11 protein-coding genes and 1 tRNA gene are annotated in these 13774 nt (G+C 68.1%); 1 reads left to right on the top strand and 11 read right to left on the bottom strand.

The features are described from left to right. Positions 1-266: 266 nt before the first annotated feature. The 11 genes from G3576_RS07875 to G3576_RS07825 all read right to left on the bottom strand — a co-directional run bounded on the left by G3576_RS07875 (position 267) and on the right by G3576_RS07825 (position 12726). A complete protein-coding gene (locus G3576_RS07875; protein WP_164693802.1) occupies positions 267-1814 on the bottom strand; it encodes a DUF6538 domain-containing protein in 1548 nt (515 codons plus the stop codon). 79 nt (positions 1815-1893) lie between these two features. Further along, positions 1894-1968, bottom strand: a tRNA-Thr gene (locus G3576_RS07870). A 109-nt stretch (positions 1969-2077) separates the two neighbouring features. After that, complete coding sequence (locus G3576_RS07865) at positions 2078-3088, bottom strand: hypothetical protein (RefSeq protein ID WP_164693801.1); 1011 nt, start codon at positions 3086-3088, stop codon at positions 2078-2080. Positions 3089-3141: 53 nt separating this feature from the next. Continuing rightward, positions 3142-4155, bottom strand: coding sequence for a hypothetical protein (locus tag G3576_RS07860; RefSeq protein ID WP_164693800.1), 1014 nt, complete (start codon positions 4153-4155; stop codon positions 3142-3144). Continuing rightward, a complete protein-coding gene (locus G3576_RS07855) occupies positions 4152-4544 on the bottom strand; it encodes a hypothetical protein (protein WP_164693799.1) in 393 nt (130 codons plus the stop codon). The genes G3576_RS07860 and G3576_RS07855 overlap by 4 nt, the downstream gene beginning before the upstream one ends. A 49-nt stretch (positions 4545-4593) precedes the next feature. Then, the gene (locus G3576_RS07850; protein ID WP_164693798.1) at positions 4594-5664 is read right to left on the bottom strand and encodes a hypothetical protein; all 1071 of its coding nucleotides are present in this window, start codon (positions 5662-5664) and stop codon (positions 4594-4596) included. A gap of 116 nt (positions 5665-5780) precedes the next feature. Further along, complete coding sequence (locus G3576_RS07845; protein WP_164693797.1) at positions 5781-8852, bottom strand: efflux RND transporter permease subunit; 3072 nt, start codon at positions 8850-8852, stop codon at positions 5781-5783. Next, positions 8852-9943: an efflux RND transporter periplasmic adaptor subunit gene (locus G3576_RS07840; RefSeq protein ID WP_164693796.1), complete on the bottom strand. Its 1092-nt coding sequence runs from the start codon at positions 9941-9943 to the stop codon at positions 8852-8854. The genes G3576_RS07845 and G3576_RS07840 overlap by 1 nt, the downstream gene beginning before the upstream one ends. Before the next feature lie 102 nt (positions 9944-10045). Continuing rightward, entirely contained in the window at positions 10046-11719 is a 1674-nt protein-coding gene (locus tag G3576_RS07835; RefSeq protein WP_164693795.1) for an ABC1 kinase family protein, read from the bottom strand. Between the two features lie 320 nt (positions 11720-12039). Beyond that, positions 12040-12297 (bottom strand): DUF6200 domain-containing protein, encoded by a 258-nt coding sequence (locus G3576_RS07830; protein ID WP_164693794.1) that lies wholly within the window; start codon positions 12295-12297, stop codon positions 12040-12042. A gap of 66 nt (positions 12298-12363) precedes the next feature. Further along, positions 12364-12726, bottom strand: coding sequence for a DUF6312 domain-containing protein (locus G3576_RS07825; RefSeq protein ID WP_164693793.1), 363 nt, complete (start codon positions 12724-12726; stop codon positions 12364-12366). Between the two features lie 71 nt (positions 12727-12797). Here G3576_RS07825 and G3576_RS07820 point away from each other — a divergent pair, with 71 nt between their 5' ends. After that, complete coding sequence (locus tag G3576_RS07820) at positions 12798-13748, top strand: thioesterase II family protein (protein WP_328728653.1); 951 nt, start codon at positions 12798-12800, stop codon at positions 13746-13748. Positions 13749-13774 lie beyond the last annotated feature (26 nt).

Below are 13774 nucleotides of genomic sequence, written 5' to 3'. Positions count from 1 at the left end.
CCATGGACGGGCGGCACGAAGGGGCGCTTGCGGGCCTTCCTCGTGCATAGATGGGCCCTGATGGCCCGCGCCGGGGCCCGTCCGGTGAAGCTGACTGCACCCGGCCGGCCTTCTCGTGCATAGAAAGGGGGTAATGCCCCCCCCGGGCCCGTTCGGTGCACCTGACTGCACCGCATCGGCGATCACCGGGGGACGGCCGCCTTCTATGCTTAGGTGGTCCTCAATCCCACCAAACCGGCTAACCGGATTACCCCGCCTCGCGTGTGCTATCCGCCCGCGCCCAGCGGCGGCACCGGGGACGGCACTCGCCCGAGGTCCTTCAAGACCTCATCGGGCATTCCGCGAAAGCCCTTGCCATATCCCGCGCCCGCGTTGCGTGGGTTGTAGTGTCCCGTGATGGCGTCCTGAACTTCCTGCACGGCCCGCACGGTCCGCAACTGGTCAATCATCCGGTGCCGCCACGAATGCGCCGGGGCCTTCTTCGGGTCGGTGATCTTCACCTTGGCGCGGACCCAGCGGCCCAACGTGGTCTGCGCTGGCGTGTCGCGCTTGCCGTGAGGGTCGGGCTTGATGGACGGAAACAACGGGCCGTTCGGGTCGGCGGGCAGCGTCGCGACATAGGCGAGGAAACCCTCACCGATCAGCGCCGGATGCAACGGGATCATGCGTTGCATCGTCTCATTCTTCCCGGGCCTCAGCGTGTGCGGCACGATATCGAGGATGGGCACGCCGCTGTCCTCGCGAACGTCTCTCCGCCGCAGTTCCGCCAGTTCGCCTATCCGCGCTCCGGTGAAGCAAAGAAGCCAAGGCGCCCACCGCAGCCACCCTGTTTCCGCCCGCGCTGCAACGAGCATTCGCTTCGCGTCATCGTCGTCATAGCCATCACGAGCGTTGAGTTTCCGAGCCGCCTTTGGCGCCAACTTCGCGAACGGGTTTGCCGGCAGCATCCTGTTCGTCGTGGCCCAAGTGCACACTGCACCAGCGTTCCGAATGTCGTCTTCAACGGTGCCTGGGTCGCGTTTCTCTGTTTCCAGCCGATGCCGCTTGAAGCGCACAACGTCATCGGGGGTGATCCGCCGCACGTCATCGAACCCCAGCACTCGGGCGACAGCGCGGAATGTCCCGCCATACTTGGCGAGGGTCGCGGGCGACGGCCTCCGCTCCGCAGCCCAAGCCTTCAAAAGGTCTTCGGCGGGCAATGGCGGTTCCGCTCCGGGCCGTGCCGGTGCCTGCTGCTGCCGCTTCGGGAATGATGCGGCGTGCGGGTCGGGCGAGTAGTCCCCTTCTGCCCGCTGCGCCAGCGTCGCGGCGACCTTCCGCTTCGTGTCGAACAGCGCCGCCGCGAATGTGTGAAGGCTGCCCGCGTCGGCTGCGATGCCGCGCTTCGCCAGAAACAAGCGGGCTTCTTCAAGATCGGCGCTGCTGGGATCGAACCCGACAATATCCCCGCGCTCATCGCGCCGAAGGGAATGAAACAACTGATCTTCATAGGCGGCCCAGCCTGCCGCAGGGCCGGGGTCGTCCTCGAAATCGCGAAGCGTCTCGCAATACCACTCGCCACAAAGCGCCATGACCTCGCGCAGCGACAGCGGGCTGGCAGGACCAGCGGCGGCGCGGGCTGCGGCGAACTCCGCTTCAATGCGTTCGCAGGCTGCGGGGGCAAGCTTCCGCGCCTCCCCCGGGTTCTTGGTCCCCAGGCTTTCAATGCGTTCGCGTTTCCCGATGGCCGCAATCAGGTCCTTCGGGACCCTCATGCGGATACGGTAAACGCCGGTCTTCGGATGCTTGGTCGGTCGGCACATCGGCAGGGCCACGTGTATCACCCCGGTGTATCACCGGAATACCCGCAAAGCCTTGGTTTGCCTGCTTTCCGTTCTAATTCAACGGATGGGGTGGTGCTGCTGGAGAGGATTGAACTCTCGACCTCTCCCTTACCAAGGGAGTGCTCTACCACTGAGCTACAGCAGCGACCGGTCGATCTGGCCTGGGCCAATCGGGCGGGTCGGTTCCTAGCGGTTCGACCGTGCCTGCGCAACCCCCGCCAGAGCGGGGCGTGGAACAGCAATCCCCGCCACGGTCACGCCAGGAGGCATCCGTTTTCAGCCAGCCAACGCCGTTCCTCCGGCCGCAACGGGGGCACCTGGAAGCGCTGGCGGAGTTCCGCAATGGGCTGATCGACGGCTGACCACCAATCCCAGCCCGCCAGCACGTCCACCTGGGTCGCCGCCCCCCGGGCGACGGCGCGGAAGAAGGCATCGGGCTTCAACTCGTCCTTCAGGACGGGCCCGGGCATGACCTGGAAGCCGGCGTGGAACTGCAGCAGCGTCATCAGCAGCAGGTCCATGCACAGGACCTCCGTATTGCCGCCGCTGAACGCGGCGTTCAGCATCTCGCCCTGCAGCGACGTCTCGTACTCGCTGATGATGTGGTAGATCTCGTGCTTGGACCAGCCTTCCGGAAAGCTCTTCGGCTCACCGGGCATCGGGAACCCGCGGTCCCGGTAGAAGCGGAACAGCCCATGGCCCAGCGTGCCGGCCGGCCGCGCCTCCAATGCGCGATAACGTTCGAGCAAGGTCCGGTCGACCAGCATGGCGTAGAGGCCCGGGATCGCCGGCATGGCAATCCGCGCCATGTCGAGCCAGTCGCGCAGCCGCGCCTTGCCAGTCGGCGACCAGTAATGCGCGACCGACCGCATTATCACCTTGAAGGCCAGCTTGCGGAACTGGCGCTGCTGCGCCAGGCGCAGCAGGCCGACGCCGTATTCCTCCACGCCCAGCGTGGCGGCCGCGCCTTCCACCAGGCGGACCTTGGCATCCGTCACCTGCTTGTCGAGCACCGCCACCATGGCCAGGATCCGCACGGCTTCCCGCCGAAGGACGGGCGTGTCGATGACGGCGGCGAGGTCCTGCGGCATGACCAGCGCTGGCGGCTGCACGGGCTCGTCCTGATGCAGCAGGTGCCGCTGGATGGCCGCGATACTCTCGGCCTCGATCGGAAGCATCGCGACGGTGCCTTCCGCCGTCGCGACGGCGTGCATGGCCTGGACGAGCGACAGCGCCTGGGCCGGCGTCGGCGTGATCACCTGCATGCTGGATCTCCGCACAGCGTGGGACGAACCGTCCCGAATCAATGCATGGTCGGTCAGGCGGGAAGCAGTGCCTTGTGGGGTGCCAGCGCCTCGCATTCCGGCGCCGTCAGCGGCGGGATGCCGTAGCGCCGGCGCAGATCCTCCAGCGGCACCTCGACGACGTCCCACATCCGCCAGCCATCCAGCAGGTCCACCTGCATCGCGGCGCCGCGCGCCATGGCGCGGAAGAAGGCGTCAGGCTGCAGCTTTCCCTGCGAGACCGGCCCCGGGACGAACTTCACCCCGACATGCAGCTGGATGAGGGCCGGGAGGACGATGTCGAGGCACAGTTCATCCGTGTTGCCGGCGATGAATCCGGCCAGCAGCAACTCCCCCTGCAGGTTCGTCGCGTAGCCGCTGAGCACGTGGTAGATCTCGTGCCGCGCCCAGCCTTCCGGCAGGCTCTTCGGCTCGCCCGGCATCGGAAAGCCGTGCTTCGCGTAATAGCCGTGCACGGCCCGGCCGAAGCTGCCCGGCGGCAGATCCGCCAGCGCCCGATACCGCGCGAGAAGGGCGCCGCGGCCGAGATACCGACCGAGACCTGGCATCCAAGGCGCCGCCGTCCAGACCATGCCGAGCCAGTCCCGCATCGTGGCTCGCCCGTCGAAGGACCAGTAATGCGCCACCACACGCTTCATGAAGCCGAAGGCGTGGCCGCGACCCTGCCGCTTCGACAATTGCGACAGCACCGTCAGGCCGAACTCCGAAACGCCAAGCCGCCGCGCCGCTTCCTCGACCACGGCCACCTTCTCCCGACGCATGGCGCCATCGACGAGCGACAGGATGGCCAGCTGGCGGACCGTCTGCCGTCGCAGCTCGGGGTCTGGAATGCTCGTCTCCAGCGCCGCCGGCAGGGGACCGCCTGTGCTGCGCCTCGGTTCCGCCTGCCCCAGCATGTGACGCTGGAAGGCGTCGATCGCGTCCCGCTCGATCGGCTCCGGTTCGAGTGCGCCGCCGCCCGATGCCACGGCGTAGGCGGCATCGACGATGACCGACAACTGGCCGGCGGTGGGGTCGAAAAGCCTCACGGCGAGGCCTCCGCCACTTCCCGCAGCTGCGCCGCCAGGCTCCGGCAAGCCCGGTCCGCATCGAGCAGGACGCGACGCCCCAAGGCGGGATCCTCCACCGATCGCGTCAGGATCAGCCCATAGGCAGCCTGCTGCGCGCAAGGCGACCGCGGCGACGGGATGAAGAAATAGGCGTAGCCGCCATCCTGCTCCATCACGACCTGGATGAGCGACGGATCGTCCACATCGCCCGGCGCGCCCTTGCTGCCGACGATCCGCACGGCCGCGCCGTCGGCGAGGGGAATGCCAAGCTCCGCCAGCGTCGGCCGCGGCGCCTCCACCAGGCGCTTGCGGACCACTGCATCGGTCCAGACCCGGCTGATGCCCGGCGCCGTCGCTTCATCCACCATGCCGCTGGCCTTCCTCCCGCCACCCGCACGACGCCATCCGCCTTGCGCCTCAGGCTGCCATCGGCTGCGCGAAGCCCTGGCCGATGCCGGGCCAATCCGCAGGCGTCGAATGCCCCGGCCCGGTCAGCAGGCCGTTGTAGCCGCCCACCACGGCACGCTCATGCTCCGAGATCGGAGGGATCCCGTAGTGGGCGCGCAACTCCTGCAGATCCATATCGGCCACGGCCCAGAGATCCCAGCCCTGGACGACATTCGCCGTCATCGCCGCCCCGCGCGCCATCGCGGCGAAGTAGCTGTCGGGGTCGAGCAGCCCCTCGGCCACGACGCCACCGATCAGCGGGCTGCCGGTCTGGTAGGACAGCAGGCCGAAGAGGATCTGGTCCATGCAGTTCTCGCCGAGCGAGCCACCCACGAAGGCCGTCAGCAGCATCTCCGCTTCCAGCTTCACGCCGTATTCGCTGAGCACGTGATAGACCTCGTGCATGACCCAGGGGACGCTCTTGGGCTGGCCCGGCAGGCTGATGTCGTTGTCGGCGTAGAAGCCATGCAATGCACGCCCGAAGGTCCCCTCCGGCAGAGAGCCCAAGGCGGCATAGCGGGCCGCCAGCTCTGCATGCTGCCGCGCGGTACCGGCGCCATGCAACTGCGGCAGCATCCACCACATGAAGCGCATCCAGTCGCGGATTCCCGCCTTCCCGCTCGGGGACCACCAATCGACGAAGCCCTTCATCAGCGCGAAGGCGATGCGCTTGAACTGGCCCTGGGAGGCACGCTGCAGCAGCAGGACGCCGCGCTCCTCCACCCCGAGCCGCCGCGCGGCCTCGACCACCACCGCCACCTTCTCCGCCGGCACGCGTCGTCCGACCACGGCGAGGATGATGAGCAGCTGAACCGCCAGCCTGCGCAGGTCGGGGCCTGGCAGTGCATCGGTCAGATCGGCCGGCAGAGCGCCGCCCCGCGCCCGCAGCGGCTCGGCCTGTCCCAGCAGGTGGCGCTGCATGGCTGCGATGCTGGCCAGTTCCACCGGCACCGGCGCCATGCGCCCTTCGGCCGACACCACGGCCGCCATCGCCTGGACCATCGTCGCAAGCTGTGCAGGCGTCGGATGGAGGAGCTTCATGCTTCACCCTTCGATGACGGGCCGCGCCGCGAGGTTGCGCCCTCGCAAGGGAAGCTTAGGCGAATCGCCGCGAGCGACGGAAGTCCAGAGTCTTGGACGACGGCAACAGGACCGCCTCAGCCCTTCGCCCCCTCCCCGATCGGCGGCGGAGAGACAAGCGGCTTCCGCTTCTTTCGCGACAGCACGACGTAGCAGGCCGGCACCACGAACAGCGAAACCACGGTCCCGAACAGCATGCCGCCCACGACGACGGCACCGAGATCCTCCCGCGATCGCGCCCCCGGTCCTACGGTCAGCAGCAGGGGCACGGCGCCGAGAATAGTGGCGACCGTCGTCATCAGGATCGGGCGCAGCCGCGTTGCCGCAGCCTCGACCACAGCCTCGCGCAGCTCATGCCCCTCGTCGCGCAGCTGATTGGCGAATTCCGTGATCAGGATGCCGCTTTTCGCGACCAGGCCGATCAGGGTGACAAGGCCAATGAAGCTGTAGGCATTGAGCGATCCCTGGACCGCCAGCAGCCCGATCGCGGCGCCGACCATCGCCAGCGGCACCACCGACAGCACGATGAAGGGATCCCGGAAGCTTTCGAACTGCGCCGCGAGCGTCAGGTAGATGAAAGCGAGCGCCAGCAGGAACACGATACCCACGCTGGCATCAGCCTGCTTCAGCGCGCGCGACGGGCCGTCATAGTCCACCTGGTAGCCTGGCGGCAGGATGCGCGCCGCCTCCTGCTCCAGCGCCGCCAGCGCTTCGGACAGCGACCATCCGGGCGCAACGGTGGAGGTGATGCGCGCCGATCGCAGCTGCTGGAAGCGCGGCAGGCTGGAGGCGCCCACCGTCTCCCGCTGCGACACCACATAGGACAGCGGCACGACATCCCCCGCCGCGCTGCGCAGGTAGATGTTGTTGACGATGTCGGAGTCGCGGCGGTCCTGCTCCTCGATCTGAAGCAAGACCTTGTACTGCTGCCCCTCCCAGCCGAAATTGCCGGCCTGTTGGCCGCCGAGGAAGGTGTTGATCGTCTGGCCGATGCGGACGATGTCGATCCCGACGACGGCGGCCAAGGGCCGATCGATCACCACATCGATGCGACGCGTGTTGAGGTCGAGATCCAGCGCCGGGGAGGCGAAGGCGGGATGCCGCCGGGCGAAGTCCCGCAACTGCTCCATCACCTGCGACAGATTCTCGTAATTGCCCGTGGTGCGGACTACGAACTGCACCGGCGCCACGTTCCCGCCCGCCAGCGGATTGGGATCGAGCAGGGTGAAACGGGCGCCCGCGATGCGGTTGAGCACCGGCATGATGCGCGCCCCGATCTCGACCGCGGTCGCCTCACGCTCCTTCCATGGCTTGAGCAGCAGCAAGCCTAGGCCCGAAGTCGGCGACGACATGCCGTTCATGATCATGGTGCCGCGGCGTTCCGGCACCGTGGCGAAAGCCGCGTCCACCCGCGCGGCCAATTCGTCCATGTAGTAGGTCGTGGCGTCGGATGGCGCCGTGAACTCGACGATGACGTATCCGGGGTCGTCCTGCGGCGCGAATTCGCCTGGCAGCCGCGTCATCAGCATGATGCCGCCGGCGAAGACGCCGATGCTGCCCAGCAGCACGAACCAGCGGAACCGAAGCGTCCCCCGCAGCAGGCGGGCATAGCCGCGCGCCAGCCGCGCAAAGGCACGGTCGATCCTCGCCGCCATCCCGTCGGGCCGCTTCGCGCGCAGCATGCGCGAACACATGGCCGGTGACAGCGTCCGCGACACGAAGCCGGAGATCACCACGCCGGCCGCGAGCGTGAAGGCGAATTCGGCGAAGAGGCTGCCGAGCAGCCCCGGCATCAGCCCGATCGGCAGGTAGACGGCCGCCAGCGTCAGCGTCGTCGCCACGATGGCGAAGCCGATCTCCCGGCTGCCGATGAAGGCCGCCGCCACCGGATCGCTGCCCATGTCGATGTGACGCTGGACATTCTCCACATCGACGATGGCGTCGTCCACGACCAGGCCGATGGCCAGCACCATCGCCAGCAGGGTGAAGGTGTTGATGCTGTAGCCTACCGCATACATGAAGCCGAGCATGCCGAGCAGCGACAGCGGAATGGTCACCAGCGTGATGATGGAGGAGCGGAAGGACCCCAGGAACAGCAGGATGACCACCGTCACCAGCCCGACGGCGACGACGATGGTCTCCGCCACCTCCTTCACCGCGATCTCGATCGCCTCGGACCGGTCGAAGACCACGTCCAGCGTCAGTCCCGCTGGCAGAAGGCCCCGCAGCCCCGGGACCAGCGCGCGCACGGCCTGCGCCACCTCCAGCGGATTGGCGGAGGATTGCGCCAGCACGCCGACGGCGACGCCGCCCCGGCCATCGATGCGGATGGCGTTGGTGATGCTTTCCGGCCCCACCTCCACCCGCGCCACGTCGCCAAGCTTCACCAGCCCGTCGTCGCCGAGGCCACGACGCACGACGACCTCGGCGAACTGCTCCGGCCGCAGCAGCGCCGTGTCGGTATAGACCAGCGCCTTCCGCCCATCCCGTTCCAGCGTGCCGGACGGCACGGACAGGTTCTGGGAGATGATGGCGTCATGCACCTCCGGCGCCGTCACGTTATGCGCAGCCAGCGCCCAGGGATCGAGCCAGACGCGGATGGCGTAGCGGCGCTCGCCGAGGGTCTGCGACGCGGCCACGCCATCGACGGAAGCCAGCGCCGGCCTGACCACGCGGGCCACGATCTCCGTCACCTCCATCGCGCTGCGCGATGCGTCGGTCAGCGAGAGATAGATGACGGGGACGGCATCCAGGCTCAGCTGCGCGACGGTCGGCGCCAGCGCATCGGCCGGCAGCACATTCGCCAGCTGCCCGACCTTGTCACGCACCTGCGTCACCGCGTTGAGCGGGTTGGTGCCAGCGCGGAAGGCGATCTGGATCTGGCTGCTGCCCTCGCTGCTGGTGGAGACGATGGTGTCGATCCCCCCCACGGCAGACACTGCCTGCTCGATCGGCGTGGTCACCGTCCGCTCGATCAGGTCCGGCGTGGCGCCGCTGTAGATCGTGGTGATGGAGACGAAGGGCAGGTCGAATTGCGGCAATTCGCGGATCGCCAGCCGCGACAGCCCGAGCAGCCCGACCAGCGCGACGATCAGGTTGATGACGATCGCGAAGACCGGGCGCCGGATGAAAAGGTCGGAGACCGACATCAGCGCTGGCCCGGCGTCCGGGCCATCATGGTCACCCGCCTTCCGTCGTCGAGGTTGAACTGCCCGGCCGTGACCACCTGGTCATCGGCATCGAGCCCCTGGACGATCTCCACGCGATCCGCGAGCTGCAACCCAACGCGCACCGGCGTCCGTCGGGCGCGGCCATCCTCCACCTTGAACACATAGGCGCCCGTCAGCGTGTAGAGCACGGCGGAAGGTGGCACGACGATCGCGTCCGCCCGGCTCTCGATCACCAGGCGGACGCGTGCGAAAAGCCCGGAGGGCAGCACGGGCGGGTCATTCGGAATCTCCGCCCGGACCTGGATGTCCCGGTCATTGGTCCCCGGCCTCGCATCCAGCAGCGTGACGCGGCCGGTGAAGCGGCGGCCCGGCACCGCATCCAGCGTCAGCTCCACCGACTGGCCGATCGCGAGCCGCGGCAGGAACCGCTCCGGCACCCGGAAGTTGACCCGCAGCACCGACCGGTCCTCGATCATCACCAGACGCTTGCCGGCCTCGATGTATTCGCCGAGGCCGAATTCGCGCTGGCCCAGGATGCCGGCAAAGGGCGCGCGGACGCTCAGCTGCGCCAGCTGGGTCTGGCGCACCGCTACCTCCGCCGCGGCACGGTCGATCGAAGCCCGGTCGTCATCCAGTTGCTGGCGGGACCGGAAGCCCGACCCCGACAATTGCTGGCTGCGTTCGAAGCGAAGCTGCGCCGCGCGCAGCTCCGTCTCCGCCGAGGCCAGGTTGGCGCGCGCGATGCGCTGGTCGAGGTCAACCAGCAGGGCATTGGCCTCGACCCGGCTGCCCTCCTGGAAGTGGATCGCCGTGACGATGCCCGGATTGAGCGACGCGACAGGCACGCTTTCCCGCGCCTGCAACGTGCCGAGCGAGTTCAGCGCCTGCTCCACCCGCCCCCGGGTCGCGCGAGCGACCTCGACCGATGCCGGCGCCGGTTCCGCCGCGGCCACGCGGGACGGTGCGGTCGGCGTCGTGCCCATCGCCGGCCACGCGTAGCGCGCAACGACGGCACCACCCACAAGGCCGGCCAGGGCGGATACGCTTGCGATGACGAGTCGCGACGGCATGCCGATCCATCCTCTGCACGGCCACGGCAACCGTGAAACCTTACGGAAGATAGCACGAATTTGAAGCGGCTTGCAGCCCCGACCGCGGCCGCGCCCGGCGAACTATTGGGTCGCCGACAGGGATTTCCGCGCCGTCCGCAACACGTTGGAGATGAACAGCGCCACGGCCAGGAAGAGCAGCCAGTAGATGCCATCCAGGTCAGGCAGCGGCTCCAGCACGAATTGCAGCAGCCGCTCTGCCGGCGGCCGCCACGCTACCGGCAGATGGTCGATGTACCGGCTGAGCAGCATCATGCCGAGCGTGAACAGGATGAGCGTCCAGATCCCGCGGTTGAAGACCTTCAGCACCGCGAGGCGGAACTGCTGCACGCGGTCCGCCATGCCCTGCAGGCGGAGCCCCTGAAACCGCACGGCGGAGCCCAGGACCACATTGGCATCATTGGCGAGGCCCATGACGTCCTGCAGCGCCGATTTCAGCGGGCGCATCGCGCCTTTCAGCGTCCGCTGCCGCCGCATGCGATCCTTGAAGTAGGCCCGCGTGAACTCCATGAAGTTGCCGTCCGGGACCAGCACCTGCAACGAGGCATCGAGCGTGGACAGCGCGCGCCCGACCCGCATCAGCCCCCAGCCCACCGGGACGTTGTGCCTGGCCATCACGCGGGTGATCTCATCGCCCATGGAAGCCACCGACTTGTCGGCGTAGGAAGTGTTCGGGAACTCGCTGCGCAGTTCCCATCGACGCAGCGCCTCCGCCAGGTCGCTGCGCAGCCTTGCATGATCGACCACGCCAAGGCCCGGCTGCTGCAACAGCGTGTAGTCCGCGGCCCGTTCGAAGTCTCGCGTCGCCAGCGCCCCCATGGTGTAGCGGTAGAGTTGCCAGGTCCGGCGGTCCAGCCGTCCCACGCTGCCAAGATCCAGCAGCGCGATGCGGTTGTCCGCCATGATCATGATGTTGCCGGGGTGCAGGTCGGCGTGGAACTCGTTGTCCTCCAGGATCTGGCGCAGCACGGTCACCATCAGCGCCTTGCCGAGCTTCAGGGGATCGACGTTGTTCTCATGCTCCCATCGGCGGACGGCGGCGATGTTCTCACTGCGCATCTGGATGTAGTGCGACATCAGCACGCCGGGGATCTCGTCCATCACCAGCATCCGCGGACCGCAATAGCGTGACAGCACCCGGGGCACGGACACCTTGTGCCGGCGCAGGTTGCGCCGCATCCGCTTCAGGTTGACGGCCTCGAAGCGGTAGTCGGTCTCCTCGCTCAGCACCGCGCGCAGCTCGCGCAAGCCATCCACCAGGTGGAAGCGGCTGCCGATGCCGAGCACGCTGAACACCGCCACCAGGCCCCGCAGCAGCCCAAGGTCGCGGGCGAAACTCCGCGCCACATCCGGCCGCATGACCTTCACGACGACCGCGCGGTTGTTCTCCAGCAGCGTCGCGCGATGGGCCTGGCAGATGGAGGCCGCCGCGAAGGGCATGGGTTCGAAGGAGGAAAAGACCCGGGAGATGGGTACGCTCAGATCCTCCTCCACCACCTGCATCGCGACCTCGGGCGGGAAGCCTGCGACGCGGTGCTGCAGGCTGGAGAGCGCTTCGCACATCTCATCCGTGAGGAGGTCCGTGCGCAGAGAGAGGAGTTGCCCGGCCTTGATCCACATGCCGCTGAGGCGTTCGAAGAGTTCCCGGGCCAGCGCGGCATCCCGCGTCGCCGTCATTCGCCCCGTCGCGCGCAACCAGAGGCGCAGGCCGACGAAGCGAAGCAGCGCGGCGAACACGGCCAGCCCCCGGAACCGGGAAGCCGGGGGCAGAGGCTCGATGCGAATGGGTTTGGAGGGCCGGCCCGACGCCAACGGGGTCGGGACGATCGAATCCAGATCGGGCGGAAATTCACGCTCGGGCTGGCGGGGCTCCAACGCCACGAGCGTCGTGGCGGCGTTGCGGCGGGACCGGATGACATCCAACCGGAACCCTGCGATCCGCTTGACCAGAATTGACGCTCTCTCCCCGCCCTAGGCGGCCTGCCGCGACGGCAACACCGGCCTGGCAGCGCCCCCGTCAGCCGGGCGCGCCGCAATCGGTCTCGCAGACCTATCGATCAATCGTCGTCATCGTCGTCGTCGTCGCGGAACATGTCGCCCAGGCGCTGCTCCTGCCGCACGACCACCACGACGGTCTGCGCCGCGCCGTCCAGAACGCCTTCCTCGTGCAGGGCCGCGATCGCGTCCTCCACCTTGTCCATCAGCTTGCCCTCGCCACGGCGAAGGCGGCGGACGCGCTTGCGGGAATGCTCCCCGAGATCAAGGACGCAAACGACGCCCTTGGCGTCCTTCACGTCGGCACTGGCCTCACTCATGCTGTGTCCTCGCGGTTGGCGAATGGATGCGGAAGCCGGATCGCGCTGGCGACCGGGCAGGATAGGTCAGCCGCGCCGGATGACGCGCACCAGGTTGCGCCCGATATCCTTGGCCCAGCCGTTGCGGCGCTTGCGGTTTGATTGCTCATGCAGGGCGAGGTAATGACCCAACGCCTTCTGCTCACGCCGCGCCAGCTTCCGAAGCTTCTTGTCGATCACCTTGAGGATGCCGGTCTGCTTCTTGCGGGCGCCCAGGTCGAGGTGGATGTCGTCCCGCGTCACGCGGCTGCCGTCCACCGTCCAGACCTTGAGCCGCTCAGCGCTCCCGGTCTCCTCATCCAGCGAAGGCTTGCTCCGGCGGGTCACGGCGGGCTGGCCTGCCTTCAGCACCGTGATCCGCTTGACGCCCGAGATCATCCGCACGCGCATCGCGAAACTGCTCCCTGTGCCGGGTCCGGTACGATCAAGCCGTTGACCGCGCCTGGTGACCGCGCCTGGCTATGTGGCTGCCTCGGAAGGCGGCGCCAATCCTATACCGAATTATCCGCCGGCGAGGGAAGGGTTGTCTTCGCCTCCGCGATGCCGTGGCGCCGCTTTTCGACAGGCGGTGTCTCACCTGTCTCCGCGCGCGAAGCGCCTCTCGGGTTGACAGGACAGGGGCTTTCTTGCGCCACTGGCGGCATCGCGCATGGGGTGGAATGGTGCGTTCAAGCTGGTTGACCTTTCCGCAGCCGCGACCGCGCGCGGCGCTGCAATTGGTCTGCTTCCCGCATGCGGGCGGCGGAGCTTCCGTGTTCCATCCGCTTGCCGCGCTGCTGCCCCCTTCCATCGCGCTGGCGGCCATCCAGCTGCCGGGCCGGGAGGCGCGGCTGGGCGAGCCCCCCTTCACCCGCATGGCGCCGCTGGTCTCCGCCATGGCCGATGCGCTGGCCCCGGCCTTGCAGCAGCCAACAGCCTTCTTCGGCCATTCGATGGGCGCGCTGCTGGCCTATGAACTCGCCCGCGAACTGGTCCGTCGCGGCGAGGTGCCACCCGTGTCGCTCATCGTCTCCGGCCGCCGCGCGCCGACTTTCGAGGGACATGAGGCGCCGCTCCACCCGCTGCCCGACGATGCCTTCGTCGCCGAACTCGTCCGCCGCTACGATGCCATCCCGCAGGCCATCCTGGCGGAGCGCGAATTGATGGCGCTGTTCCTGCCGATCCTGAAGGCTGATTTCGCGGTCTTCGAGACGCATCGCCACGCGGACGGCGCCCCACTGCCCTGCCCCATCGGCATCTATGGCGGCGACGCCGATCCACAGACGGCGGAGATGGAGGGCTGGGCGAAGCTCTGTGCAGGGCCTGCGAAGCGCCGCGTCTTCCCGGGCGGCCATTTCTACCTCGTGCCGCAGCGTCAGGCCCTGGCCGACGCGCTTGCTGACGATCTCGGGGTGCTGGTTGACGCGGGATGAACAAGGGCACCCGGGCGATGCAGGCA

The organism is Falsiroseomonas algicola (genome assembly GCF_011040385.1).
Lineage (GTDB): Bacteria > Pseudomonadota > Alphaproteobacteria > Acetobacterales > Acetobacteraceae > Falsiroseomonas > Falsiroseomonas algicola.
The sequence above is the reverse complement of the archived record's forward strand: the minus strand, read 5'-3'. Positions and strand labels throughout refer to the sequence as shown.

What these genes read in the sequence shown, in the direction of transcription:
- G3576_RS07845 (WP_164693797.1), bottom strand. Translation starts at nt 8,852, where the DNA reads ATGTCGGTCTCCGACCTTTTCATCCGGCGCCCGGTCTTCGCGATCGTC.
- G3576_RS07830 (WP_164693794.1), bottom strand. Translation starts at nt 12,297, where the DNA reads ATGAGTGAGGCCAGTGCCGACGTGAAGGACGCCAAGGGCGTCGTTTGC.
- G3576_RS07850 (WP_164693798.1), bottom strand. Translation starts at nt 5,664, where the DNA reads ATGAAGCTCCTCCATCCGACGCCTGCACAGCTTGCGACGATGGTCCAG.
- G3576_RS07820 (WP_328728653.1), top strand. Translation starts at nt 12,798, where the DNA reads ATGTGGCTGCCTCGGAAGGCGGCGCCAATCCTATACCGAATTATCCGC.
- G3576_RS07840 (WP_164693796.1), bottom strand. Translation starts at nt 9,943, where the DNA reads ATGCCGTCGCGACTCGTCATCGCAAGCGTATCCGCCCTGGCCGGCCTT.
- G3576_RS07855 (WP_164693799.1), bottom strand. Translation starts at nt 4,544, where the DNA reads ATGGTGGATGAAGCGACGGCGCCGGGCATCAGCCGGGTCTGGACCGAT.
- G3576_RS07865 (WP_164693801.1), bottom strand. Translation starts at nt 3,088, where the DNA reads ATGCAGGTGATCACGCCGACGCCGGCCCAGGCGCTGTCGCTCGTCCAG.
- G3576_RS07825 (WP_164693793.1), bottom strand. Translation starts at nt 12,726, where the DNA reads ATGCGCGTGCGGATGATCTCGGGCGTCAAGCGGATCACGGTGCTGAAG.